The organism is Pseudomonas sp. AE27 (assembly GCF_037113495.1).
Taxonomy (GTDB): Bacteria; Pseudomonadota; Gammaproteobacteria; order Pseudomonadales; family Pseudomonadaceae; genus Aquipseudomonas; species Aquipseudomonas palmensis.
Window position 1 is genome coordinate 110377 of the sequence record NZ_CP146966.1, and the last position, 25717, is coordinate 136093.

Genomic DNA, 25717 nt, shown 5'->3' on the forward strand with positions numbered 1-25717 from the left:
GGTCGGCACTCAGCAGGCAAGGTAGGTCAGGGGCAGGTCGCGGATCTGCTCCACGGCGGGCGGCAGGTAGCGCTCGTCGTGGGTCAGCTCGTGCAGCAGGGTTTCGCGCAGGCGGTGGAACGCCAGGCTGGCGCGCTGGCGCGGGTGCGGCAGGTCGACCTCGACGATGCGCTTGATCCGCCCCGGGCGCGGTTCGAGCACCACCACGCGGTCGGCCAGGAATATCGCTTCCTCGACATCGTGGGTTACCAGCAGGGTGGTGATGCGCGCCCGTTCGCGAATGGCCAGCAGTTCGTCCTGCATCTGCTGGCGGGTAAGGGCGTCGAGGGCGCCGAAGGGTTCGTCCAGCAGCAGGATGCGCGGGCTGGCCACCAGCCCGCGGGCAATCGCCACGCGCTGGGCCATGCCGCCCGAGAGCTGGTGCGGGTAGGCCTGGGCAAAGTCTTCGAGGCCCACCAGGCTGATGAAGTCGGCCACCCGCCGGGCGCGCCGGGTGCGCTCCAGGCCCTCGTTGACCAGGCCCAGGTCGATGTTCTCGGCCACTGTCAGCCAGGGGAACAGGCGGTGCTCCTGGAACACGATGCCGCGCTCGCTGCCGATGCCGTGCACCGGCTGGCCGTCGATCAGGATCTGCCCCTGGTACTCGGCGTCCAGGCCCACCAGCAGGCGCAGCAGGGTGGACTTGCCGCAGCCGCTGGCGCCGACGATGGCGACGAATTCGCCGTCGGCGATCTGCAGGTTGAAATCGCGGATCGCTTCCAGTTCGCCGTCGGCCACGCTGAAGCGCTTGCCGACCTGGTTGAAGCTGACCCGTGGGTGAGCGAGTGCGTTCATGCCCGTCTCCAGCGCGTGGCGCGCAGTTCGATGTGTTGTCCGACGGCGCCGAGCAGGGCGCCGGTGAGGCCGACCAGCAGCATGCCGGCCATGATCAGGTCCATGCGCAGCAGTTGCTGGGCGCCGATCATCAGGCTGCCGATGCCGCCGCCGGACGGCATGAAGTACTCGGCGCCGATGGTGCCCAGCCAGGCGTAGATCAGGCCGACCCGCAACCCGGCGAAGATGCCCGGCGCGGCGCCCGGTAGCACCAGCCTGCGCAGGCGCTGGGCACCGCTCAGGCGCAGCACGCGGGCGGCTTCGTCGAGCTGCGCAGGCAGGCTGGCAACCGCGCGCTGGGTGGCGATGAACAGCGGGAAGAATGCCGCCAGGCCGACGAATACCCATTTGGCCAGTTCGCCCAGGCCGAACCAGGCGGTCAGCAGCGGTACCCAGGCGAAGATCGCGATCTGGCGCAGCCCGGCCAGGCTCGGGCCCAGCAGGCGCTCGGCGCGACGCGACAGGCCCAGCAGCAGGCCGAAGGCAAAGCCCAGGCTGCCGCCCAGCAGCAGGCCGCCCAGCGCTCGCCCGACGCTGACGGCCAGCGCGCCGCTCAAGGTGCCGTCGAGCACGCCGGCCCAGGTGCTGTGCACCACCTCCAGCGGCGCCACCAGGATGTTCGCATCGACCCAACCGTACTGGCTTGCCAGTTGCCACAGCACCAGCAGCGCCAGCGGCAGGCCCAGGGCATGCAGGCGCTGCCAGCCACGCAGCGGGCGCACCCGCAGTTGTGCGGTGGCCGGGTGCGGCCAGTGCAGCAGGCGCCGGTCGAGCCAGCCCAGGCCGCGGTCCATTAGCAGCCCGAGCACGCCGATCACGGCGATGCACACGAACACGATGTCGAGCATGAACAGTTGCCGTGCCCACACCATCAGGTAGCCCAGGCCTTCGCTGGAGGCCAGCAGCTCGACCGCCAGCAGCGAGGTCCAGCCGGCCGCCAGGGCCAGGCGCACACCGGCCAGAAACGCCGGCAGCGCAGCGGGCAGGATCAGCCGGCGAACCAGCAGGTGCGTGGGCAGGCGCAGTACCGCCGCCGCTTCGCGCAGGCGCGGTTGGGCATCGCGCACGCCCACCAGGGTGTGCAGGGTCACCGGCACGATCACCGCCTTGACCAGCACCACCAGCTTGAGCACTTCGCCGATGCCGAACAGCACCATGAACAGCGGCACCCAGGCCAGCGTGGGGATCTGCGCCAGGGCGTTGAAAGTCGGCAGTACCAGGCGTTCGGCGCGCTGGCTGAAGCCCAGCCAGGCGCCGAGCACCGAGCCGGCCCCGACCCCGGCCACCAGCCCCAGCAGCAGGCGTTGCAGGCTGATGGCCAGGTGCGCCCACACCTCGCCGCGACCCAGTTCCACGGCGCTGTCCCATACCAGCGCAGGCGGTGGCAGTATCTGCTCGCTCATCCAGTGGTTGCGGCTGGCCAGCCACCACACCGCCGCCAGCAGCAGGGGCAGATACCAGGCTTGCAGGCGCTGCCAGGGCAGGCTGCGCAGACGCGGCAGGCCAGGGGCGGGGGCCAGTGAGGAAAGGGCGGTACGGGTCATGCAGGCCTCGCTATTTGTATATTTCTTATGGGTATATGCAGAAGAAATTACATTCGATTGAGCGATAAGAACTGCATTTAAAGCCGCTGACTCGCCGCGCAGCCAATGCATTCGAAGCATATTTTGGTTGTGTGCAATGCATACCCCGCAGGGCCGGGCCTGACAGGGCTTATATGTAATATGGTTATTAAAATGTAATTTAATAGTATTTAAAGATTGGCATCCGCTATGGATAGCGTGGCCGCACCATTACAAGGAGCTGTGTGCCATGAACCTGTCGATCAATCGTGTTTTCAGCCTGTTCGCCACCCCCGCACTGGCCGCCGTGATCGGCTGGATGCCGACACTGGCGCAGGGCGCCGAGCTCAAGCAGATCCGCATCGCGGTGCCCGACCTGAGTGCCGGCACCCAGCATTCGGGCGGTGGCATCACCGACGTGCTGCAACAGCAACAGCTGCTGGAGAAAGCCTTCGCCGCCGACGGCATCAGCATCCAGTGGAACTACTTCAAGGGTGCGGGGCCGGTCATCAACGAGGCGTTCGCCAATGGCCAGGTGGACTTCGCCTACCTGGGCGACCTGGCGGCGATCATCGGCAAGGCCAATGGCGTCGACACCCGCCTGGTGGCCGCGACCGCGCGCGGGGTCAAGCACTACCTTGGGGTGGTGCCGGGCAGCGGCATCAAGACCCTGCAGGACCTCAAGGGCAAGCGCGTGGCGGTGTTCCGTGGCACCGCCACGCAGCTTTCGTTCGATGCCGCGCTGGCCAGCCAGGGCCTGAGCGAGAAGGACCTCAAGGTCATCAACCTGGATTTCAGCGCGGCCATCGCTGCCCTGGCGGCCAGGCAGATCGACGCCACCTGGGGCTCCACCGGCATCAGTGCGCTGGCTGATCGCGGCCTGGCTGAACTGCCGCTCAATACCCGCGATCTGGGCGGGGCGGGCAATGTGCAGGCGGTGCTGGTGGCCGCCGGCGCCTTCGTCGATGCGTACCCGGCAGTGGTCGAGAAGTTCGTCGCCGCGCAGCAGCCGGCGGTGCAATGGCTGACCGACGATGCCAACAAGGACGCCTACATCCAGCTGGTGTCGGAGCGTGCCAGCTACCCGCCGGCGATCCTGCAGCGTGACCTCAGCCAGGAGCGCCTGAGCGCGGTGTTCGACTCGACCCTGGACCCCGACTTTCTCGCCTGCCTGCAAGCCTCGGTGGACCTCGCCGCGCAGCAGCGCCTGATTCGCAAACCGTTCAAGGTCGACCAGTGGCTGGCGCCGCAGGCTACCCGACCAGCGCCTGTGGCGCAGGCTGGCGGTCAAGGTTGATCAGGGTCTCGATCATCGCCCGCGCCGCAGGGGACAGGCGGTAGCCGCTGCGGCTGACGATGCCGCAGCGGGCATTGAAGCTGTCGAGGTTGGCCGGCAGGTTGCGCCAGTGCAGGCGCACCAGTTCGCCGGCCTGCACCGCCGCGCCGTAGGCCTCTTCGCTGCCGATGCCGATGGCATTGGTGCCGAGCACGATCTTGAGCAGGGTGGGTTGGTGCTCGCTCTGGATCTGCGGCGAAAAGTCGGTCTTGCCGCTGAGGTTGGCCAGCAGCTTGCGCACCCCCGGCGGAATCAGCGAACAGGCCAGCGGGTAGTCGAACATGTCGTTGGTCGAGAGGCTGTCCTTGGCCAGCAGCGGGTGCCCGGGGCGGCAGAAGAACAGGCCGCGGCGCGGGGTCAGGGCCAGGGTCTGGAAGTTGGGGTCGGCTTCGAAGTGGCGGATGTCGGCGACGAAGAACTCGATCTCTTCGCGGCTCAGCGCCCGGCTGAGCGTTTCCCAGTTTGAAACCTCGAAATGCGTGCGCACCTTGGGGTGGGCGTTGATGAACTGCGCCACCGCCTGCGGCACCAGGTTCACCGCCGGTGCAGGGCCGCAGCCAAAGCGCAGCTCGCCGGCATCGAGCTTGGTCATCTGCTGCACCTCGCTGCTCAGCTGCGCCGCGCCCTGCACCAGGCGCAGGGCGTGCTGCAGCACCACCTGGCCTTCGGGCGTGGGGCGCAGATCCTTGTTGGCGCGGTCCACCAGCACACAGCCGAACTCCTGCTCCAGGCCCTGGATACTGCGGCTGAAGGCGGGCTGGGTGATGCCCATGGCGTCGGCGGCGCGCACGAAACTGCGGTGTTCGGTGAGGGCGATGAAGTAGCGCAGTTGGCGAAGATCCATATGCTTTTCCGGCATTCCAAAAATAGGGCGAAGGTATTTGCCGCCCCGGGAGTCTGGGTTTTAAATGCAAGCTCTTATTCCGTCAATGAAGCACTTGCATATCTGTTAGAGCTTATTTGCATATAGATAGCGCCAGAGTTTCATCGGCACTTACCGTGACGCAACCGATGAGGGACGAACCATGAGCAACGCCGCATTTGCCGCAGCACCTGTCAGCCATGCGCTGGAGATTCATCCGGTGGCCGGGCGCATCGGTGCCGAAATTCGTGGGGTGACACTGGGCGCCGACCTGGCCCCGGCGGTGGTGGAGGCGATCCAGGCCGCGCTGGTGCAGCACAAGGTGATCTTCTTCAGGGGCCAGACGCAGCTGGACGACCAGACCCAGGAGGCCTTCGCGCACCTGCTGGGCGAGCCTATCGCGCACCCGACCGTGCCGGTGCGCGACGGCACCCGCTACCTGCTGGAACTCGATGGCGGGCAAGGGCGTCGGGCCAACTCCTGGCACACCGACGTGACCTTCGTCGAGGCGTACCCCAAGGCGTCGATCCTGCGTTCGGTGGTGGCGCCCGCGTCGGGGGGCGATACGGTGTGGGCCAATACCGCCAGCGCGTACGATGACCTGTCACCGGCCTTGCAGGCGCTGGCCGAGCAATTGTGGGCGGTGCACAGCAACGAGTACGACTATGCCGCGACCAAGCCGAACGTGAGCCTCGAGCAGTTGGAGAACTACCGCAAGGTGTTCACTTCGACGGTGTACGAGACCGAGCATCCGGTGGTGCGGGTGCACCCGGTGAGCGGTGAGAAGCACCTGCTGCTGGGGCATTTCGTGAAGCGCATCAAGGGCTATTCGAAGGCCGATTCGGATCACCTGTTCAACCTGCTGCAGAGCCATGTGACGCGCCTGGAGAACACCGTGCGCTGGCGCTGGCAGGCCGGGGACGTGGCGATCTGGGACAACCGCGCGACCCAGCATTATGCGGTGGATGACTACGGTACCCAGGGGCGCGTGGTCCGCCGGGTAACGCTGCAGGGGGATGTGCCGGTGGGGGTGCAGGGGCAGCGTAGCCGCACGCTGAAGGGGTAATGAGTTTGTAGTGTCTGAACATACCTATTCGCCGGCAAGGCCGGCTCCTACAAGGGTAGCGCGGGCCTGTAGGAGCCGGCCTTGCCGGCGAAGGGGTTCAGAGAAAGCTGATCGGGTAGCTGACGATCAGGCGGTTCTCGTCGAATGCATTGGTGCTGAAGTCGCGGCGCATGGTCGAGTTGCGCCATTTGAACGACAGGTTCTTCAGGCTGCCGGACTGGATCACGTACGCCAGCTCCGATTCCCGCGCCCATTCCTTGCCGTCGCTGACCACGGCGGTGTGCACGTTGTCGCCCTTGATGTAGCGGTTCATCAGGGTCAGCCCCGGCACGCCAAGCCCGGCGAAGTTGAAGTCGTGACGCAGCTGCCAGGAGCGCTCCTTGGCATTGTCGAAGCTGGCGTTGTAGCTGTCGTTGGCCAGGGTGCCGCCACTGGTGCCGTTGACCCGCATCCACAAGTCGTCGCCGCTGACCTTCTGCAGCCCCACGTAGAAGGTGTTGCTGCCATAGCGTGCCGAAAGCAGCGCCGAGGCGGTGCGGTTGTCGAGCTTGCCGGCACGCTCGGCGCCGTCTTCTTTGCCGATGAAGTAGCCCAGGTTGGCGCCCAGGGTCCAGTCGCCCAGCGGCTGGCTGTGCACCAGGTTGATGTATTGCTGGTTGTAGATGTCCTTGAGCTGGGCGTTCCACACCCCGACCAGGGTGCGCTTGTCGTTGAAGGTGTACTCGCCACCGGCAAAGTTGAAGCGGTCGGAGGTGATACCGGCGCGGCCGTTCATGGACATGTCGTCCATGCTCGCGTCGTTGCGCGGGCTGTTGCCGCGAAATTGCCCGGCATACAGGGTCAGGCCGTCGATTTCCTGGGAGGTCAGCTGGCCGCCGCGAAAGGTCTGCGGCAGCGAGCGGCCGTCGTCCGAACGCAGGATCGGCAGTACCGGCATCCATTCGCCGACCTTCAGCTCGGTCTTGGAGACCTTGGCCTTGAGCGCCACGCCCAGGCGTCCGAAGTCATCGGCCGGGCGGCCGTCATCGTGTACCGGCAACAGGTGCGTGCCGGCGGTACCCTTGCCGCCGTCGAGCTTGACCGAGTACAGGCCCAGCACGTCGACGCCGAAGCCGACGGTGCCCTGGGTGAAGCCGGACTTGGCGTCGAGGATGAAACTCTGGGTCCATTCCTCGCCCTTGCCCTGGGGGTTGGCCGGGTCGACGAAATTGCGGTTGATGTAGAAGTTGCGCAGGTTGAGGCCAACCTTGGCGTCTTCGACAAAGCCCCCTTCGTCGGCCAGGGCGGGCAGGGCGCAGCTTATGGCAAGCAGGCCGGGGAACAGGTGACGTGCGGGCTGGAAAGTGTTCATCGTTAGGGCGTCTCTTGTTTTTATGTTGGGGCGATGGCGGATGGATGGTGCTGTGGCAGGCAGGGGGGAATCAATTCGTTACAGGCGGAATTGGGCGGTAACCGAACACTAACTGTCTGGTTACTTTTGGTGGGGGCAGGCTTGCAGGCACAAAAAGCCCACCGCGAAGGGTGGGCTGTTGTGTCGCCACGCTATCGAATCAACCCTTGGGCGACTCGATCGACGCTTGCTGGCGGGCATCACCGGTGCGCTCGTACCAGCCGCCACCGAGGGCCTTGTACAGGTTGACCTCGCTGACCAGCTGCGACAGCCGGTCGCTGATCAGGGCCTGTTGGGCACTGAACAGGTTGCGCTGGGCATCCAGGAACGTCAGGTTGCTGTCGATACCGATACGGTAGCGACGCTCGGCCAGGCGGTAGTAGTCCTGGTTGGCTTCGACCAGATCACGCTGGGCCTGCAACTGCTCGTTGAAGGTCTGGCGCGCCGCCAGCCCATCGGAGACTTCCTGGAAGGCAGTCTGGATGGTCTTTTCGTACTTGGCGACGTTGATGTCCTTCTGGATCTTCGAGTAGTCCAGGCTTGCACGCAGGCTGCCGGCGTTGAAGATCGGCAGGTTGATCTGCGGCTGGAACAGCCAGGTGCCCGAGCCTCCCTTGAACAGCCCGCCCATGTCGGGGCTCAGGGTCCCGGCGTTGGCGGTCAGGCTGATGCTCGGGAAGAACGCTGCGCGCGCCGCGCCGATGTTGGCGTTGGCGGCCTTGAGCAGGTGCTCGGCCTCCTGGATGTCGGGACGACGCTGCAGCACGTCCGACGGCAGGCCGGCCGGCACGTCGGCCAGCAGGTCGCTGTCGAGTTTCATGCCGTTGGGCAGGTTCGCCGGCACGCCGGTGCCGACCAGCACGGCCAGGCTGTTCAGGTCCTGCGCCACCAGGCGCTGGTACTGGGCCAGCTTGACCCGTGCGCCCTCGACCGAGGTGCGCGCCTGGCTCAGGTCCAGGGCCGAGGCCACGCCGACTTCGCTGCTGCGACGGGTCAGGGCATAGCTCTGCTCGTAGGTCTTGAGCGTGTCTTCGGTGAGCGTCAGCAGCTCCTTGTCGGCCTGCCAGGTGAAGTAGGCGTTGGCCACGCTGGCCACCAGGCTGATCTGCGTGGAACGACGCGCCTGTTCACTCGACAGGTAGGTTTCCAGGGCCTGCTCGCTGAGGCTGCGCACCCGACCGAACAGGTCGAGTTCGTAGGCACTCACGCCCAGGGTGGCCGAGTACTGGCTGTTGATGCTCGACTCGCCGGTCTGCGAAACGTTGGCCGGCACCCGCTGGCGGCTGCCGCTGCCGGTGGCCGAGACCGCCGGGAACAGGTCGGCCCGCTGGATGCGGTACTGCGCCCGGTAGGCATCGATGTTCAGCGCGGCGACCCGCAGGTCGCGGTTGTTGACCAGCGAGGTCTGGATCAGTTGCTGCAGCGCCGGGTCATGGAAGAACTGGCGCCAGCCCTGTTCGGCCGCAGCCACGTCGGCCGACTGGGTCGGCGAGTAGGCCGGCCCTTGCGGCCACTGGGCCGCCACCGGCGACTCGGGGGTCTGGTAATCAGGGATCAGCGAGCAGCCACCGAGAATGAAGGCGGTGACTGCCAGGGACAACAGGGACTTACTCATTGCCCGGCCTCATAGCGTGGGGTTTCAGGTTTGGCGTCCTCTTCTTCGGGCTTCTTGCTACCGAACAGCGACGACACGCTTACGAAGAACAGTGGTACCCAGAAGATCGCCAGTACCGTTGCGGTGATCATGCCGCCGATCACACCGGTACCGATGGCGTGCTGGCTGCCGGAGCCTGCACCCGTGGCGATGGTCAGCGGCACCACGCCCAGGATGAACGCCAGCGAGGTCATGATGATCGGACGCAGACGCATGCGGCACGCCTCGATCGCCGCATCGACCAGGCTGCGGCCCTGCTCGTGCAGTTCCTTGGCGAACTCGACGATCAGGATCGCGTTCTTCGCCGCCAGGCCGATGGTGGTCAGCAGCCCCACCAGGAAGTACACGTCGTTGGACAGCCCGCGCATGCTGGCCGCCATCAGCGCACCGATGATACCCAGCGGCACCACCAGCACTACCGCGATCGGGATCGACCAGCTCTCGTACAGTGCCGCCAGGCACAGGAACACCATCAGCAGCGACAGCGCGAACAGTGCCGGCATCTGCGAGCCCGACAGCTTCTCTTCGTACGACATGCCGGTCCAGGCGAAGCCGACACCGGCTGGCAGTTGCGCCGCCAGGCGCTCGACCTCGGCCATGGCCTCACCGGTACTGTAGCCAGGGGCTGGCGCACCGAGTACTTCCATTGCCTCGACACCGTTGTAACGCGACAGCTTGGGTGCACCGTAGCTCCACTCGCCGCTGGCGAAGGAAGAGAACGGCACCATCTCGCCAGCGGCGTTGCGCACGTACCACTTCTGCAGGTCTTCAGGGCTCATGCGCGAATCGGCAGTGCCTTGCAGGTAGACCTTCTTGACCCGACCACGGTCGATGAAGTCGTTCACATAGCTGGCACCCAGGGCGATCGACAGGGTGTTGTTGATATCGGCGATGGTCACGCCCAGGGCACTGGCGCGTTCGTCGTCGATGGTCAGCTGGTATTGCGGCTCATCGTTCAGGCCGTTCGGACGTACCTGGGTGAGGATCTTGCTCTGCGCGGCCATGCCCAGGAACTGGTTGCGCGCTTCCATCAGCTTGTCGTGGCCGACGCCGGCGCGGTCCTGCAGGAACACGTCGAAACCGGTGGCGTTACCCAACTCCAGTACGGCCGGCGGGGCGAAGGCGAACACCATCGCGTCGCGGAAGCTGAAGAAGTGCTGTTGGGCACGGGTTGCCAGGTTGAACACGCTGTTTTCGGCAGAACGTTCACCCCACGGCTTGAGCATGATGAAGGCCATGCCCGAGCTCTGGCCGCGGCCGGCGAAGTTGAAGCCGTTCACGGTGAACACCGAGGCCACTGTGTCGGACTCCTTGTCCAGCAGGTAGGCGCGCATTTCGTCGACCACCGCCTGGGTGCGCTCGGCACTGGAACCGGCCGGGGTCTGCACCTGGGCGAACAGTACGCCCTGGTCTTCCTCGGGCAGGAACGCGGTAGGGATACGCATGAACAGCCACACCATGCCCACCACGATCAGGATGTAGGCCAGGAAGTACGGGGCCTTGTGACGCAGGATGTTGCCCACGCCGCGCTCGTAGCTCTGCACGCTGCGGTCGAAGTTGCGGTTGAACCAGCCGAAGAAGCCACGCTTGGCGGTATGGTGCTCGCCTTTCTTGACCGGCTTGAGCATGGTGGCGCACAGCGCCGGGGTGAAGATCAGCGCGACCAGCACCGACAGGCCCATGGCCGACACGATGGTGATCGAGAACTGCCGATAGATCACGCCCGTGGAGCCGCCGAAGAACGCCATCGGCAGCAGTACCGCCGACAGTACCAGGGCGATACCGACCAGGGCACCCTGGATCTGGCCCATGGACTTCTTGGTCGCCTCCTTGGGTGACAACCCCTCTTCGGACATCACCCGCTCGACGTTTTCCACCACCACGATGGCGTCGTCCACCAGCAGGCCGATGGCCAGGACCATGGCGAACATGGTCAGGGTGTTGATGCTGAAGCCTGCCGCGGCAAGGATGCCGAAGGTGCCGAGCAATACCACCGGTACGGTCATGGTGGTGATCACGGTGGCGCGGAAGTTCTGCAGGAACAGGTACATCACCAGGAACACCAGCACGATCGCCTCGATCAGGGTGTGGATCACCCCACTGATCGATTCGGTGACCACAGGCGTGGTGTCATACGGGAACACCGCCTTCATGCCAGGCGGGAAGAACGGCTCCAGCTCGGCGATGGTGTTGCGCAGTGCCTTGGCGGTGTCCAGGGCGTTGGCCCCGGTTGCCAGCTTGATCGCAAGGCCGGAGGCCGGCTTGCCATTGAACTGTGCGCTGACGCTGTAGTTCTCGCCCCCCAGGCTGACGTCGGCGACATCGCCCAGGCGGACCTGGGAACCGTCACGGTTGACCTTGAGCAGGATCTTCTCGAACTGCTCGGCGGTCTGCAGGCGGGTCTTGCCGATGATGGTGGCGTTGAGCTGCGTGCCGGGCAGGGCAGGCAGGCCGCCCAGCTGACCGGAGGACACCTGCACGTTCTGCGCGGCCACGGCGGTCTTGACGTCCACCGGGGTCAGCTGGAACTTGTTCAGCTTGGCCGGATCGAGCCAGATACGCATGGCGTACTGGGCACCGAACACCTGGAAGTCACCCACACCGGCGGTACGCGAGATCGGGTCCTGCATGTTGGAGACGATGTAGTTCGACAGGTCGTCCTTGGTCATGCTGCCGTCTTCGGACACCAGGCCGATCACCAGCAGGAAGTTCTTCACTGCCTTGGTCACGCGGATACCCTGCTGCTGCACTTCTTGCGGCAACAGCGGGGTGGCCAGGTTCAGCTTGTTCTGCACCTGGACCTGCGCGGTGTCAGGGTTGGTACCCTGCTCGAAGGTGGCGGTAATGGTCATGCTGCCGTCCGAGTTGCTCTCGGACTGCACATAACGCAGGTTGTCGATACCGTTGAGCTGCTGCTCGATCACCTGGACCACGGTGTCCTGCACGGTCTGCGCCGAGGCGCCCGGGTAGGTCACGGCGATGGCGATGGCCGGCGGCGCGATGCTCGGGTACTGGTTGATCGGCAACTTGACGATCGACAAGGCCCCGACCAGCATGATCACCAGGGCGATTACCCAGGCAAAGATGGGGCGATCGATAAAGAATCTCGACATGGTTTATTCCCCTTTGGCCCCTGCTGACGCTGCATTGGCCTGGGACGGTTGGGCAGGCTTGACGTTGGTGGCTTCGCTGACCTTGACCTCGATACCCGGCTTGACGAACTGCAGGCCTTCGGTGATCAGGCGGTCGCCCGGCTTCAGGCCTTCCTCGATCAGCCAGTCGCTGCCAACGGTACGGCTGGCCTTGAGCTGGCGCAGTTCGACCTTGTTGTCCTTGTCCACGATCAACGCGGTGGGCTGGCCCTTGAGGTCACGGGTCACGCCTTGTTGCGGGGCGAGGATCGCGTTGGCGTTCACGCCGGCGGCCAGGCGTGCATGCACGAACATTCCTGGCAGCAGGTTGTGCTCGGGGTTGGGGAACACGGCGCGCAGGGTTACCGAGCCGGTGGTCTGGTCGACCGAGACTTCGGAGAACTCCAGGCGGCCTTCGTGGGTGTAGGTGGTGCCGTCTTCCAGGTTCAGCGAGACCTTGGCGGCGTTGGCACCGGCCTTCTGCAGTTGCCCGCTTTCGAGCTCGCGGCGCAGCTTGAGCAGCTCGGCCGAAGACTGGGTGACGTCGACGTAGATCGGGTCCAGCTGCTGGATCACCGCCATGGCATCGGCCTGGCCGTTGTTGACCAGCGCACCTTCGGTGAACATCGAGCGTCCGATACGGCCGCTCAGTGGCGCCAGCACCTTGGTGTAGCGCAGGTCGATCTGTGCGCTGCGCAGCGAGGCTTCAGCCTGCAAACGTTTGGCTTGTGCGTCGTCGTATTCCTGACGGCTCACCGCCTGCTCGGCCACCAGTTGCTTGTAGCGGTCCGACAGCGAACGAGTCGATTGCAGGTTGGCCTGGGCGCTGGCCAGGGTCGCCTCGTACACCGACGGGTCGATCTGGTACAGCTGCTGGCCTTCCTTGACCTCGCTGCCTTCCTTGAACAGACGCTTGAGAATGATGCCGTTGACCTGTGGACGCACTTCGGCCACGCGGTAGGCGATGGTGCGCCCCGGCAGGTCGGAAGTCAGGGTATAGGCCTGGGATTGAAGGGTCACGACGCCGACCTGAGGAGCTTGCGCCGCAGGCGCCGCTTCTTCCTTTTTACAGCCGCTGAGCAGTGTTGCCAGGGCGACGGCGGAAACCAGAGCGGAAACAGCTGGCTTGAATTGCATGAAGATCCTCGGGTCGAAAGAGCTGAAGACGCTCAAGAGTAATGGAAACGGGATGAAGGGAAAATTAATTCCGGGTGGATAAGTAGGATGCTAAGGAATATACTTACATTCATGCTTGTTTGTAAATACCCGTGGTGCACCTTGTCGAGGTGACCACAGGCTTGATTAAGACACCCGGTAGAGGGCCCGACAGTGGCCATACCGGCTCAGAACCCGGACGCCCGCAGCGCGCGTCCGGCTCCTTGATGAGGTTGTACTGCCATGGTCCGTCGCACCAAAGAGGAAGCTCAGGAAACCCGCCAACAGATACTCGAGGCCGCCGAAAAAGCTTTCCATGCCCGTGGGGTGGCGCGTACCACCCTGGCGGATATCGCCAAGCTGGCCGGGGTGACCCGGGGTGCCATCTACTGGCACTTTCAGGACAAGGGCGAACTGGTGCAGGCCCTGCTCGACAGCCTGCGTGAGCCGATCGAGGCGCTGGCCCAGGCCGGCGAGAGCGAAGACGAGCCGGACCCGCTGGGCTGCATGCGCAAGTTGCTGATTCAACTGATGCAGCAGATGCTGCACGAGCCGCGTACCCGGCGCATCAATGAGATCCTGCATCATAAGTGTGAATTCACCGATGACATGTGTGAGATCCGTCAGCAGCGCCAGGCCACGACCCGCGACTGCTACGAGCGTATAGCGCTGACGTTGACCAATGCAGTCAGGCGTGGGCAATTGCCTGCGGACATGGACCCGCAGCGTGCCGCTATTGCAATATTCGCTTACATCGACGGCATCATTGGCAGCTGGCTGCTGCTGCCGGACAGTTTCGATATTGCCGGGGATGCCGAGCGGTGGGTGGATACCGGGCTGGATATGCTGCGCTTGAGCCCGTCGCTGCGCAATTGAGCATTTGTGAGCATTTGTGAAGGTTGGCATAGGACGTTTCCCTGTCGTGCCCCGTGCCCGGTCAACAAAAAACACCGGCGCTGCTTGGAACGGTAGTCGGTGACCGGGTAGTCTGCCCCCAAGGACCATCAACTTTGCATAGAGCCCTGGCATGAGTGCGCACAACCCGACCCTCAAAGGTGCCGAGCAGCCGCTCAAGGCAATCGCCCTGATGTGCATGGCGGTGCTGTTGTTCGCCAGCCACGATGCCCTGTCCAAATACCTTTCCGGCTTCTATGCCATCGTCATGGTGGTGTGGGCGCGCTATGTGGTGCACACCCTGCTGATGCTGGTGGTGTTCGTGCCGCGCAGCGGCTTCTCGGCGGTGGTGCGTACACGCCGCCCCGGCCTGCAACTGGCCAGGGCGCTGTGCCTGATCGGCACCAGCCTGTTCTTCACCACCGGCCTGCGTTACATCCCCCTGGCCGAAGCCACCGCCGTGAACTTCCTCGCGCCCCTGCTGGTAACCGCATTGTCGGTACCGCTGCTGGGTGAGCGGGTCAGCCGCGCCCAGTGGCTGGCAGTGCTGGCCGGGTTTGTCGGCGTGCTGATCGTGGTGCGCCCGGGCGGGGCGCTGTTCACCCCCGCAATCCTGCTGCCGTTGTGTTCGGCCTTCTGCTTTGGCTGCTACCAGTTGCTCACGCGCAAGCTCAGCGGCATCGACAGCCCGACCACCAGCAACTTTCTCACCGGCATCTTCAACAGCCTGATCATGACCGCGCTGGTGCCATTCTTCTGGAGCATGCCGACCCTGGGGCATGGCCTGTTCATGATCGGCCTGGGCACCTGCGGGATGCTCGGGCACATGCTGCTGACCCAGGCCTTCCGGCATGCCGCGCCGGCCATGCTGGCGCCCTTCAGCTACGGGCAGATCCTGTTCGCCGGCCTGTACGGCTACCTCATTTTCAATCACACCCCGGACGCCTACGGCGTGGTCGGCATTGCGGTCATTTGCCTGAGCGGCCTGGCGGTGGCCTGGGCGCAGCGGCGCAACTGACTACTGCCGGCCGCGCAGCTCGCGGTTGGGCAATGCCAGCGCCGCCGACAATCCCAGCAGGGAGACGGCGGCGCTACCCAGCAACAGGTTGCGAAAGGTCTGCAGCAACTGCGCCTGCACCGCCGCACTGGCCTGGCCGTCCTTGAGGCTGCCGATCAACGCCTCGCCGGCCAGGCTGAAGCCGCTGTCGTGCAGCAGGCTGAGCAGCAGTGCCGACATGCAGGCCACGCCCATCGCCCCGCCCAGCGAGCGGAACAGGTTGGTGGTGCTGGTCGCCACGCCGATGTCCCGCGGCTCCACTGCGCTCTGGGTTGCCACCAGCGAGGTGGGGAACTGCAGGCCCGAGGCGATGCCGGTCAGCAGCATGAACGCGCCACTGAGCAGCACGCCGTCGATCGGGCTCAGGGCCATGCCGATGATCGCCACCGGCATCAACAGTGCACCGCCCAGAATCTGCGGCTTGTAGCGCCCGGTCAGGCTGGTCAGGCGGCCGCCGCAATAGGCGCCGATCGGCAGGCCCATGGCCAGGGGCAGCAGGTGCAGGGCGGCGCTGTCGGCGCCCGCCCCGGTGATGCTCTGAAAGCGCAGCGGCATCAGCATGGTCAGCGAGATGGCCTGGAAACTGGTGAAGAAGATCGTGCACCAGCACAGCACTGCCACCCGGTTGCCGAACAGCTGCAACGGCAGCAGTGGCTCGACGGCGCGGCGTTCGTGCAGCACGAATACGCCCAGCCCGAACAGGGCTGCCAGCAGCAGGCCGGCAACCGGGCCGGACCCGATGGGCTGGCCCTGGCCGATCAGGGTGATGCCCAGCAGCAGGGCCGTGAGGCCCAAGATCAACAGCACCGCGCCGGGGTAGTCCACCTGCGCCTTGCGTTGCGGCGTGGCCAGCCCGCGCAGGGTACGCTCGGTGACCCACCAGGCGGTCAGCCCCAGCGGCAGGTTCAGCCAGAACACCCAGCGCCACGACAGGTACTCGGTCAGCAGCCCGCCCAGCACCGGGCCGGCGACGCTGGCCAGGGCATACATGCTGCTGAAGTAACCCTGGTAGCGACCGCGCTCGCGGGGCGGCACGAAGTCGCCGATGATCGCCTGGCTGACCGACACCATGCCGCCCGCGCCGATGCCCTGCAGCACCCGCGCCAGCACCAGTTGCTCCATGTTCTGTGCCAGCGCGCAGAACAGCGAGGCCAGGGTGAAAAGCCCGGTACCGGTCAGGATCATGCGCCGCCGGCCGTACAGGTCGCCGAGCTTGCCGTAGATCGGCACCGCCACGGTCATGGCCACCATGTAGCCGGAAATCACCCAGGCCAGCAGGGTCACGTCGTTGAATTGCGCGGAGATCGCCGGCATCGAGACCGCGACGATGGTCTGGTCCAGCGCGCCGAGGAAGATCGCCAGCATCAGCGCGACGAGCACGCTGCGCAGGGCGGGTTGCGGAGTGTTCAATTGCGTCACGGGGCAGCTCTGGACAAGTGGACCGGGGTGCTGCCCAGTGTACTCGATAGCCTGCTAAGCGTCTTCGATGGGCTCGTAGGGCAGGCCCACGTAGTTTTCTGCCAGGGTCCTGCGCCCGGCCTCGGAGCCCACGAAGTAGTCCAGCTCGGTGTGCTGGATACGCTGGCTGAAGGCGTCGCTGTCGGGGAAGCGGTGCAGCATCGAGGTCATCCACCACGAGAAGCGTTCGGCCTTCCAGATGCGCCGCAGGCAGATCGCCGAGTAGCGTTCCAGCAGGTCGGTGCGGCCTTCGGCGTAGACCTTGCGCAGGATGTTGTACAGCGTGCTGACGTCACTGGCGGCCAGGTTCAGGCCCTTGGCGCCGGTGGGCGGCACGATGTGCGCGGCGTCGCCGACCAGGAACAGGCGCCCGTACTGCATCGGCTCCACCACGAAGCTGCGCAGCGGGGCGATGCTTTTCTCGATCGACGGGCCGGTGACCAGACGCTCGGCCAAATCGTCGGGCAGGCGCGACTTGAGTTCCTCCCAGAAGCGCTCATCCGACCAGTCCTCGACCTTCTCTTCGGCCGGCACCTGCACGTAGTAGCGGGTGCGGGTGGGCGAGCGCATGCTGCACAGGGCGAAGCCGCGTTCGTGGCGCGCGTACACCAGCTCGTCGCTGACCGGCGGGGTATCGGCCAGGATGCCCAGCCAGCCGAACGGGTAGACCCGCTCGAACACCTGCAGCGCCTCGCTTGGAATCGACTGGCGTGCCACCCCGTGATAACCGTCGCAGCCGGCAATGTAGTCGCAGTCCAGGCGATGCTGCTGGCCGTCCTTTTCGTAGGTGACGTAGGGCTGCCCAGTCTTCATGTCGTGCGGGCGCACGTTCTCGGCGTGGTAGACCGTGGTCGCACCGCTGTCGGCGCGCGCGGCCATCAGGTCGCGGGTGACTTCGGTCTGGCCGTAGATCATCACGCCCTGGCCGCCGGTCAGGCCCTTGAGGTCGATGTGCTCGCGGCGCCCGTCGAAGGCCAGCTCGAAGCCTGCATGGGGCAGCCCTTCGGCGTCCATGCGCTGACCGACCCCGGCTTCGCGCAGCAGCTCGACCATGCCCTGTTCGAGCACGCCGGCGCGGATACGCCCCAGTACATAGTCGGGGCCCTGGCGTTCGAGGATGACGTTGGAGATGCCGGCGTTGTGCAGCAACTGGCCGAGCAGCAGGCCGGACGGGCCCGCACCGATGATCGCGACTTGGGTTTTCATGATTGTTGGACTTTTTATGATTGGAGTACCTGCATTTTTCGCTTGCCGGCTGGCCTTCTGAAGGGACAAACCGAGCACAAAGCGGTACTTTTCGCTAATAGGTGCGTTTATCGGACAGTGGTCGGGAAGCGAGGGTGTGATGAGCAGGGTGTCGATTCCGGTATTCAAGCTGTACGGCGAGACGCTGGGCTGGCCGACGCCCGACCTGCTGCACAGCGAGTCGATCCCGGCGCGCAGTCGCCTGCACCAGTGGGAGATCGAGCCGCACCGGCATGCCGACCTGTGGCAGTTGCTGTTTCTGTACAGGGGCCAGGCCGAGATCGAGCTGGAGGGGCAGGTGTGTCGCCTGGAGCAGGCGGCGATCCAGGTGGTGCCGGCGCTGTGCGTGCACGGCTTTCGTTTTTCCGAAGACGTCGACGGTTATGTGGTGACCCTGGCGGCGCCGCTGGTGGAGGTGCTGCAGCGGCAACTGACGGGCGTGCCAGCCGCCCTGCAGCGCGGCGCCAGTTACCTGGCCGGGGCCGACGCCGATTACCTCAACAGCCTGTTCAGCATCCTGCAGGCCGAGTACCAGCAGGACCTGCCCGGGCGCGAGTTGCAGCTGCATTCGCTGATCAACCTGATGGTGGTGTGGGTCAGCCGCCAACAGTTGCGCCGCAGTGCCGGTGCCCAGGTGCCGGAACGTGGGCGCGAGTATCTGCAGCGTTTCAACGGGCTGGTGGAACAGCAGTTTCGCCAGCAGCCGAGCGTGGAGCAACTGGCGCATCAGGTGGGGGTGTCGGTGGCAACGCTCAATACCTTGTGCCGGGCATTGGCCGGGCAGTCGGCGCTGCAGATCGTGCACCAGCGCATCGTGCTGGAAGCCAAGCGCGACCTGATCTACACCAGCCTCACGATCAACCAGCTGGCTGACAGCCTGGGTTTTGCCGACCCGGCGTACTTCTCGCGCTTCTTCCGGCGCATGACCGGCCTTTCGCCCCGCGACTTTCGTCGTCGTGAACCTTCGCTGGCTACCTGACCACGCTCAGCGTGCCGGCATGGGGCAGGCAGTGGGCGGAGCTGCAACTGGACGCCGCATAGGGTTGCTGGCGCAGCAGCTCGACCCGATACGCCGCTGCCCCGTACACCCCGAGCACGGCAGTGATGGCCAACAGGGCAGCGCACTTTCTGGATTTCAGGGTCATGGCACCAACCTCCTGTATCCCGCACACAGATGCTTCTACAAGCATAGGCCAGCATTGCGCCAGGTGCCTGCCGGTCAGTCCAGGCCGTGGTCCCAGTGGGGCGGGTCGGTGAAGCGTGCCGCCAGAAAGTCGAGCATGCTGCGCAGGGTTGCGGGCATGTGCTTGCGTGAGGTGTACACCGCGTTCAGGCCCAGTTCGCGGGGCCTGGCCTCGGGCAGCAGGCGTACCAGCGTGCCGCTGCGCAGGGCTTGCCACACCAGGTAGGTGGGCAGCATGGCGATACCGGTGCCGGCCAGGGTGGCGCGCTCCAGGGTCAGGGCCTCGTTGGCGCTGATGTTGCCTTGCACCGGCACCGACATCTGTTCGCCGCCGACCTCGAAATGCCAGAGGCTGTGGCCGAAGTACGAATGGGTCAGGCAGTTGTGCTGGCTCAGGTCCTGCACCTGGCGCGGTATGGGGTGCTCGCGCAGGTAGGCTGGCGAGGCGCACACCACCGAGCGGCACACACTCAGGCGGCGGGCGATGAGGTTGGGGTCCAGGTCGTTGCTGACGCGGATGGCCAGGTCGATGCGTTCGTCCACCAGGTTGACCGTGCGGTCGAGCATCTGCAGGTCGACCTTCACCAGCGGGTAGCGCTTGACGTAGTCCGCCACCGCTTCCACCAGTTGCGCATGCCCGAACGAGGTACTGACGCTGATACGCAGTTCACCCCGCGGGGCGTCATCCGGGGCGCCCACTGCAGCGTGCAGGTCGCCCACCAGTTCCAGCATCTGCCGGCAGCGCGGCAGGGTTTCCAGGCCGGCGGCAGTCAGGCTCAGCTTGCGCGTGGTGCGCTGCATCAGGCGCGCGCCCACCCAGTCTTCAAGTTCGGCCAGGTAACGCGAAACCACCGGGCGCGACAGGTCCAGTTGGTCGGCGGCGGCCGACTGGCTGCCCAGGTCGACTACGCTGACGAACACTTTCATTGCGGTGAGACGGTCCATGATCTGCCCGATTTCAGAAACAAACTATGTTGGAGCATCGCATTTTTTGTGATGGTTCGTGCAACTAAGCTGTGCCTCATCGATGACTTGAACAGGTATTGCTTGATGGCTGCTTTCTTTTCCCTGCGTCGCCTGCTGCTGGCGTGTGCCGCTTTAGGTGCGATCACCCAGGCCGTTGCCGGCGACGCACCGCTGAAACTGGACGTGTACAACCCCGGCAGCGAGGCGCTGTTTCCGGTCAGCTCGGTGATCGTCAGTGGCCAGCACGAGGCGATTCTGGTGGATGCACAGTTCGGCAAGGGCCAGGCCGAGCAGGTGCTGAAGATGCTTCGCGATAGCGGCAAGCAACTCACCACCATCTACATCAGCCATGGCGACCCGGACTATTACTTCGGCCTCGACACCCTGACCCGTGCCTACCCCAAGGCCAAGGTGCTGGCGTCGCAGGCGACGGTCGCGCACATCAAGCAGACCATGGCTGCCAAGCTTGCCTACTGGGGCCCGCAGATGGGGGCCGACAAGCCCGCCCGGCTCATCGTGCCTGACGTGCTGCCCGGCAACGTGCTCACCCTTGAAGGGCAGCGTCTTGAAGTGATCGGCCTGGACGGCCCGCAGCCCGACCGCAGCTTTGTATGGGTCCCGTCGATCAAGGCGGTGGTCGGCGGGGTAGTGGTGGCCGAGAACCTGCACGTGTGGATGGCCGACACCCAGTCGGCGCAGTCGCACAAGGACTGGCTCGCGACCCTGGCGCGCATCGAGCAGCTGGCGCCGCAGACGGTGGTGCCGGGGCATTACCTGGGGCAGAGCAAGGGGTCGCTCGAGGCGGTGCGCTTCACCGCCGATTACATCCGCGCCTTCGATGCCGAAACCGCCAGGGCGGCCAACTCGGCCGAGCTGGTCGCTGCAATGAAAAAACGTTACCCCGGCCTGGGCGAGGAGAGCTCGCTGGAGCTCGGCGCCAAGGTCGCCAAGGGCGAAATGAAGTGGTAAGTGTCGTTCAATCCTGATCGGAGGTTTCCATGAGCAAGATCGCAATCATCGGTGCTACCGGACGTGCCGGCAGCCAGTTGCTGGAAGAGGCCCTGCGCCGTGGCCACAGCGTCACCGCCATAGCCCGTGACCCGTCGCGCCTGCAGGGGCGCGAAGGGGTGAGCACGGTAGCCCTGGACGTGACCCGGGGCGAGGGGCTGGAGCAGGCCGTTGCCGGGCATGACGTGGTGCTCAGCGCCGCGCACTTTGCCACGGTGCCGGCGCAGGCGATCATCGGGCCGGTCAAGAAGGCCGGGGTCAAGCGCCTGCTGGTGGTGGGCGGGGCGGGCAGCCTGCTGCTGCCGTCAGGGGAGCGCGTGATCGACGCGCCGGACTTCCCCGAGGCCTACAAGGCCGAGGCGAGCGCAGGTGGCGATTTTCTGCAGGCCTTGCGCCAGGAGCAGCAACTGGACTGGACCTTCCTGTCGCCGTCGGCGGAGTTCGTCGAAGGCGAGCGCACCGGTAGCTACAGGGTGGGCAAGGATCACCTGCTGGTCGACGCGAAGGGCAGGAGCTGGATCACCTTTGCCGACTATGCGATTGCGTTGCTCGATGAGGTAGAGAAGCCAGCGCATTCGCGTCAGCGCTTTACTGTGGGGTACTAGGGGCTGTATGAAAAGTCTTGAGACGAAGGTCAGGCAAGGCGAAAACAGCCGAGGAAGCGGAGTTTACGGGTTGTAAATGAGCATTCCGAGGCTGTTTTCAACGCAGCATCACCGAGTATCAAGGCTTTTCGTACAGAGCCTAGAAAGCATTCGCCGGCAAGGCCGGCTCCTACAGGTATAGGAGCCGGCCTTGCCGGCGACTGCATCAACGCGGTGCCCCTGCCTGCCCGCCCAACCACTCCAGCAAGGCCATCAACCCCGGCGCCGCCGCCTGCGCGGGCCGCACCAGGTAATAGCCCTTGCCGGTCTTGACCCGCAGGTCGAACGGCATCACCAGCCGTCCGCTGGCCAGGTCATCGCCGATCAACGCCCAATCCCCTATCGCCACCCCGGTGCCCTGGGACGCCATCGACATGGCCATGTCCAACGTTTCGAAATGCTGGCGCCGGCCTTGCCTGGGCAGTTGCACGCCGGCTGCGCCAAGCCAGGTCGCCCAGTCCTTCTCGTCCCGCGCCGGATGCAGCAGCATGTGCTGCTGCAGATCATCCAGCGTGCGCAACGGCAACTGCGGCGCGCACACCGGTGTCAGTTGTTCATCGAACAGCTTCAGCACCTGCAGGGCCGGATCAGGCTCGGCGCCATACACCACCGCCGCATCGAACGCTTCCCGGCGAAAATCCACCCCGTGCTGCACCGTGGTGGTCAGCTCCACCGGCACTTCCGGGTGCAGCGCCTGCCATTCCATCAGGCGCGGCAGCAACCAGCGCATCACGCAGGTCGGCGCCTTCAGTTGCAAGGTGGTGCGCTGCGCGCCCACCTGCTGCACGCCTTCCTCGATCAGCCCGAATACCTGCTGCACCCGCGGCAGCCAGTCCTGGCCCTCGCGGGTCAGGCTCAGGCCGCGTGCCTGGCGCACGAAAAGCGCGTAGCCCAGGTGTGCTTCCAGGCCGGCGATCTGGCGGCTCACCGCGCCCTGGGTCAGGTGCAGTTGCTGCGCCGCACGGGTGAAGTTGCAGCATTGCGCAGTGATCAGGAAGGTGTGCAGGGCAGGCAAGGGAGGCAGGCGTTTCATCGGGGTAAGCCATGAGCTGTAGACATGGCTAGTATGAGGATTTTTGCATTGTGCCGGTAGCGCCTGGCGGGTCCAATCAGGCCTTGTTCCAGAATGATTCCAGGCAGACCACCATGGCGACTTGCGGCGAAGTATTGGTAAAACTCCTCGAAAACTATGGCGTCGACCATGTTTTCGGCATCCCCGGCGTGCACACGGTCGAGCTGTACCGCGGCCTTGCCGGCTCGACCATCCGTCATATCACCCCGCGCCACGAGCAAGGCGCAGGCTTCATGGCTGACGGCTTTGCCCGTACCCGTGGCAAGCCTGGGGTGTGCTTCATCATCACCGGCCCGGGCATGACCAACATCACCACCGCCATGGGCCAGGCCTATGCCGACTCGATCCCGATGCTGGTGATCTCCAGCGTGCAGTCGCGCAATGCCCTGGGCGGCGGTCGCGGCAAGCTGCACGAGCTGCCCAACCAGGGCGCGCTGGTCAGCGGTGTGGCGGCGTTCTCGCACACACTGATGAGCGCCGATGACCTGCCGGCCGTGCTGGCCCGTGCCTTTGCGGTATTCGAGGGCGCGCGCCCGCGCCCGGTGCATATCGAGATCCCGCTGGACGTGCTGGTCGAAGACGCCGATCACCTGCTTGGCTGCGAGCCGGTACACATCGCCCGCGCCGGTGCCGCGCCAGGGCCGGTGGCGAGCATGGCGGCGCTGCTGGCCGCTGCCCGCCGCCCGTTGATCCTGGCCGGTGGCGGTGCCATCGACGCAGGCCCCGCACTCGCCCGGTTGGCCGAGCACCTGCAGGCGCCCGTTGCACTCACCATCAATGCCAAGGGCGTGCTGGCCTCCGGGCACCCGCTGCTGATCGGCTCGACCCAGTCGCTGGTGGCGACCCGTGCACTGGTGCGCGAGGCCGACGTGGTGCTGGCGATCGGCACCGAGCTGGCCGAAACCGACTATGACGTCACCTTCAAGGGCGGCTTCGAGATCCCCGGCACCCTGCTGCGCATCGACATCGACCCGGACCAGTGCGTGCGCAACTACCCGCCCAGGGTGGCACTGGTAGCCGATGCAGAGCAGGCGGCGCAGGCCCTGTTGCTGGCCCTGGCCGAGCAGCCGGCGCCACCGCGCGAAGGCGAGTGGGGCGCGGCGCGGGCAGCGCGCCTGCGCGATACCCTGGCCAGCGAATGGGATGCGGCCACGCGGGCGCAGACGCTGTTCCTCGACAGCGTGCTGCAGACGTTGCCCGATGCCGTGCTGGTCGGTGATTCGACCCAGCCGGTGTACACCGGCAACCTGACCCTGGACCTCGACCAGCCGCGCCGCTGGTTCAACGCCTCGACCGGCTACGGCACCCTCGGCTACGCCTTGCCGGCGGCCATGGGCGCGTGGCTGGGCAGTGCGGAGCAGGCGGATCGACGCTTGCCTGCGGTGTGCCTGATCGGCGACGGCGGCTTGCAGTTCACCCTGCCGGAGCTGGCCAGTGCGGTGGAGGCGCAGGTGCCGCTGATCGTGTTGCTGTGGAACAACCAGGGGTACGAGGAGATCAAGAAGTACATGGTCAACCGCGCCATCGAACCGGTGGGCGTGGATATCCACACCCCCGATTTCATTGGCGTGGCCAAGGCCCTCGGTTGCGCCGCCGAAGCGGCGAGCGGGGTGGCGCAACTGCGCGAGGCGTTGTTGCGTGCCCGCCAACGCAGTGGCCCGAGCCTGATCGAGGTCGACCAGGCAGCGTGGATGCAGGCGGTGCAACCATGCTGAACCTGCCCGGTATCTACATCGAGGGCGCATGGCATCACGGCGTGCAGCCGCTCACGGTAATCAACCCGAGCACCGGGCAGTCCCTGGCCGAGGTGGCCGGGGGCGATGGCGATGCAGTCGCCTGTGCCGCCACGGCGGCGCAGGCCGCCTTTGCCGGCTGGTCGCGTACCACCGGGGCACACCGTGGCGAGCTGCTGCACAGGATCGCGCGGGGTGTGGAGGCCCGCCGCGAGCGGCTGATCGAACTGCAATCGCGCAACAACGGCAAGCCCCTGGCCGAGTCGGCGATGGACGTCGACGATGTGGTGGCGACGTTCGAGTACTACGCGGGCCTGGCGCAGGCCCTGGACAGGCAGCAGGACCAGCCGCTGGCCTTGCCCAGCGAGGATTTCAGCGCCCGCCTGCGCCGCGAGCCGTGCGGTGTGGTCGGCCTGATCGTGCCGTGGAACTTCCCGATGGTGACCACCGCCTGGAAGCTGGCCCCGGCGTTGGCGGCAGGGTGCTGCGTGGTGCTCAAGCCGTCGGAGATCACGCCCCTGGCCGAGCTGGAACTGGCCCGGATCATCGCCGACTGCGGCCTGCCGGATGGGGTGTTCAATCTGGTGTGCGGCACCGGGCTGGCGGTGGGGGCGCCGCTGACGAGCGACCCGCGTATCGCCAAGGTGTCGTTCACCGGCAGCAATGCGGTCGGCGTGCAGGTGATGCAGCGCGCGGCCGAGACGGTCAAGGGGGTGAGCCTGGAGCTGGGCGGCAAGTCGTCATTGCTGGTGCTGGAGTCGGCCGAGCTGGAGCTTGCGCTCGAGCTGGCCTGCGCCGGCGGCTTCTTCAATGCCGGGCAGATGTGCTCGGCCACCAGCCGCGTGCTGGTGGCCGATTCGCTGTACGACGCCTTTGTCGACGGGGTGAAGGCACGGGCTGCGGCGATCCGGGTGGGTGACCCGTTTGCCGGCGACAGCGACATGGGGCCGCTGGTCAACCAGGCCCAGTACCAGCGCGTGCTGGGGCACATCGAGCGTGGCATGCACAGCGGCGCGCGCTTGCTGTGCGGTGGCAAGCCGCTCGAACACGCCGCTGGGTACTTCATCGAGCCCACGGTGTTTGCCGAGGTACCGCTGGACAGTGCGCTGTGGCGCGAGGAAATCTTCGGCCCGGTGCTGTGCGTGCGTCGGGTGGCCAGCGAAGCCGAGGCGGTGGCGTTGGCCAACGACAGCGAGTTCGGGCTGGTGGCCAGCGTGGTAGGTGCAGACCCGGCGGCCGCCGAACGGGTGGCCGACCAGCTGCAGGCCGGGCTGGTGTGGATCAACGCACCGCAGGTGATCTTCCCGCAGGCAGCGTGGGGTGGCTACAAGCAGAGCAGCCTGGGGCGCGAGCTGGGGCCCTGGGGGCTGGCGGCTTTTCAGGAGATCAAGCATGTGGTGAGGGCGGTGTAGCGTTCTTCGCCGGCAA

General features: G+C 65.7%; 21 protein-coding genes. 9 read left to right on the forward strand and 12 right to left on the reverse strand.

All coding sequences use genetic code 11. The features are described from left to right. Positions 1-9: 9 nt before the first annotated feature. Positions 10-834 (reverse strand): ABC transporter ATP-binding protein, encoded by an 825-nt coding sequence (locus V9K84_RS00530; protein ID WP_043860759.1) that lies wholly within the window; start codon positions 832-834, stop codon positions 10-12. Next, positions 831-2417 (reverse strand): ABC transporter permease, encoded by a 1587-nt coding sequence (locus V9K84_RS00535; RefSeq protein WP_088515520.1) that lies wholly within the window; start codon positions 2415-2417, stop codon positions 831-833. Before V9K84_RS00535 ends, V9K84_RS00530 begins: the two co-directional genes overlap by 4 nt. 268 nt (positions 2418-2685) lie before the next feature. Between V9K84_RS00535 and V9K84_RS00540 the strand changes: the two genes are divergently transcribed. Further along, positions 2686-3732, forward strand: a complete 1047-nt coding sequence (locus V9K84_RS00540) for an ABC transporter substrate-binding protein (RefSeq protein ID WP_088515519.1) — start codon at positions 2686-2688, stop codon at positions 3730-3732. Here the strand turns inward: V9K84_RS00540 and V9K84_RS00545 are convergent. Then, the gene (locus V9K84_RS00545) at positions 3689-4615 is read right to left on the reverse strand and encodes a LysR family transcriptional regulator (RefSeq protein ID WP_088515518.1); all 927 of its coding nucleotides are present in this window, start codon (positions 4613-4615) and stop codon (positions 3689-3691) included. The genes V9K84_RS00540 and V9K84_RS00545 overlap by 44 nt on opposite strands. A 181-nt stretch (positions 4616-4796) precedes the next feature. Here V9K84_RS00545 and V9K84_RS00550 point away from each other — a divergent pair, with 181 nt between their 5' ends. Then, a complete protein-coding gene (locus tag V9K84_RS00550) occupies positions 4797-5699 on the forward strand; it encodes a TauD/TfdA family dioxygenase (protein WP_088515517.1) in 903 nt (300 codons plus the stop codon). A 97-nt stretch (positions 5700-5796) separates the two neighbouring features. Here the strand turns inward: V9K84_RS00550 and V9K84_RS00555 are convergent, their stop codons facing one another. The 4 genes from V9K84_RS00555 to V9K84_RS00570 all read right to left on the reverse strand — a co-directional run bounded on the left by V9K84_RS00555 (position 5797) and on the right by V9K84_RS00570 (position 13011). Continuing rightward, a complete protein-coding gene (locus V9K84_RS00555; protein ID WP_088515516.1) occupies positions 5797-7050 on the reverse strand; it encodes an OprD family porin in 1254 nt (417 codons plus the stop codon). A gap of 199 nt (positions 7051-7249) precedes the next feature. Beyond that, positions 7250-8704 (reverse strand): AdeC/AdeK/OprM family multidrug efflux complex outer membrane factor, encoded by a 1455-nt coding sequence (locus tag V9K84_RS00560; RefSeq protein WP_043860765.1) that lies wholly within the window; start codon positions 8702-8704, stop codon positions 7250-7252. Beyond that, positions 8701-11856, reverse strand: a complete 3156-nt coding sequence (gene ttgB / locus V9K84_RS00565) for a multidrug efflux RND transporter permease subunit TtgB (protein WP_043860766.1) — start codon at positions 11854-11856, stop codon at positions 8701-8703. Before ttgB ends, V9K84_RS00560 begins: the two co-directional genes overlap by 4 nt. A gap of 3 nt (positions 11857-11859) precedes the next feature. Next, the gene (locus tag V9K84_RS00570; RefSeq protein WP_043860767.1) at positions 11860-13011 is read right to left on the reverse strand and encodes an efflux RND transporter periplasmic adaptor subunit; all 1152 of its coding nucleotides are present in this window, start codon (positions 13009-13011) and stop codon (positions 11860-11862) included. Between the two features lie 261 nt (positions 13012-13272). Between V9K84_RS00570 and V9K84_RS00575 the strand changes: the two genes are divergently transcribed. Both V9K84_RS00575 and V9K84_RS00580 read left to right on the forward strand, forming a co-directional pair. Beyond that, positions 13273-13905 carry a TetR family transcriptional regulator gene (locus V9K84_RS00575; RefSeq protein WP_043860768.1) on the forward strand — a complete coding sequence of 211 codons (633 nt, stop codon included), beginning with the start codon at positions 13273-13275 and terminating at the stop codon, positions 13903-13905. Positions 13906-14056: 151 nt separating this feature from the next. After that, positions 14057-14941: a DMT family transporter gene (locus V9K84_RS00580; protein ID WP_043860769.1), complete on the forward strand. Its 885-nt coding sequence runs from the start codon at positions 14057-14059 to the stop codon at positions 14939-14941. Here the strand turns inward: V9K84_RS00580 and V9K84_RS00585 are convergent, their stop codons facing one another. Both V9K84_RS00585 and pobA read right to left on the reverse strand, forming a co-directional pair. Then, entirely contained in the window at positions 14942-16345 is a 1404-nt protein-coding gene (locus tag V9K84_RS00585; protein WP_054914927.1) for an MDR family MFS transporter, read from the reverse strand. A 108-nt stretch (positions 16346-16453) separates the two neighbouring features. After that, on the reverse strand, positions 16454-17644 hold the full coding sequence (pobA, locus tag V9K84_RS00590; RefSeq protein WP_043860770.1) for a 4-hydroxybenzoate 3-monooxygenase: 1191 nt from the start codon (positions 17642-17644) through the stop codon (positions 16454-16456). Between the two features lie 139 nt (positions 17645-17783). On the opposite strand from pobA, the gene V9K84_RS00595 reads away from it, so the two are divergent. Then, the gene (locus V9K84_RS00595; protein ID WP_088515514.1) at positions 17784-18662 is read left to right on the forward strand and encodes a helix-turn-helix domain-containing protein; all 879 of its coding nucleotides are present in this window, start codon (positions 17784-17786) and stop codon (positions 18660-18662) included. Here V9K84_RS00595 and V9K84_RS00600 read toward each other — a convergent pair. Both V9K84_RS00600 and V9K84_RS00605 read right to left on the reverse strand, forming a co-directional pair. Further along, positions 18655-18828: a hypothetical protein gene (locus V9K84_RS00600; protein ID WP_167400210.1), complete on the reverse strand. Its 174-nt coding sequence runs from the start codon at positions 18826-18828 to the stop codon at positions 18655-18657. The two genes, V9K84_RS00595 and V9K84_RS00600, sit on opposite strands and share 8 nt — an antisense overlap. 74 nt (positions 18829-18902) lie before the next feature. Beyond that, a complete protein-coding gene (locus V9K84_RS00605; protein ID WP_088515513.1) occupies positions 18903-19811 on the reverse strand; it encodes a LysR family transcriptional regulator in 909 nt (302 codons plus the stop codon). Between the two features lie 105 nt (positions 19812-19916). On the opposite strand from V9K84_RS00605, the gene V9K84_RS00610 reads away from it, so the two are divergent. Both V9K84_RS00610 and V9K84_RS00615 read left to right on the forward strand, forming a co-directional pair. Next, the gene (locus V9K84_RS00610) at positions 19917-20801 is read left to right on the forward strand and encodes an MBL fold metallo-hydrolase (protein WP_088515512.1); all 885 of its coding nucleotides are present in this window, start codon (positions 19917-19919) and stop codon (positions 20799-20801) included. 29 nt (positions 20802-20830) lie between these two features. Beyond that, a complete protein-coding gene (locus V9K84_RS00615; protein ID WP_043860774.1) occupies positions 20831-21445 on the forward strand; it encodes an NAD(P)-dependent oxidoreductase in 615 nt (204 codons plus the stop codon). Between the two features lie 205 nt (positions 21446-21650). Here the strand turns inward: V9K84_RS00615 and V9K84_RS00620 are convergent, their stop codons facing one another. Beyond that, complete coding sequence (locus tag V9K84_RS00620; RefSeq protein WP_043860775.1) at positions 21651-22517, reverse strand: LysR substrate-binding domain-containing protein; 867 nt, start codon at positions 22515-22517, stop codon at positions 21651-21653. Between the two features lie 113 nt (positions 22518-22630). On the opposite strand from V9K84_RS00620, the gene V9K84_RS00625 reads away from it, so the two are divergent. Next, on the forward strand, positions 22631-24271 hold the full coding sequence (locus tag V9K84_RS00625; RefSeq protein ID WP_088515511.1) for a 5-guanidino-2-oxopentanoate decarboxylase: 1641 nt from the start codon (positions 22631-22633) through the stop codon (positions 24269-24271). Beyond that, entirely contained in the window at positions 24265-25701 is a 1437-nt protein-coding gene (locus V9K84_RS00630) for an aldehyde dehydrogenase family protein (RefSeq protein ID WP_088515510.1), read from the forward strand. Before V9K84_RS00625 ends, V9K84_RS00630 begins: the two co-directional genes overlap by 7 nt. Positions 25702-25717: the final 16 nt, after the last annotated feature.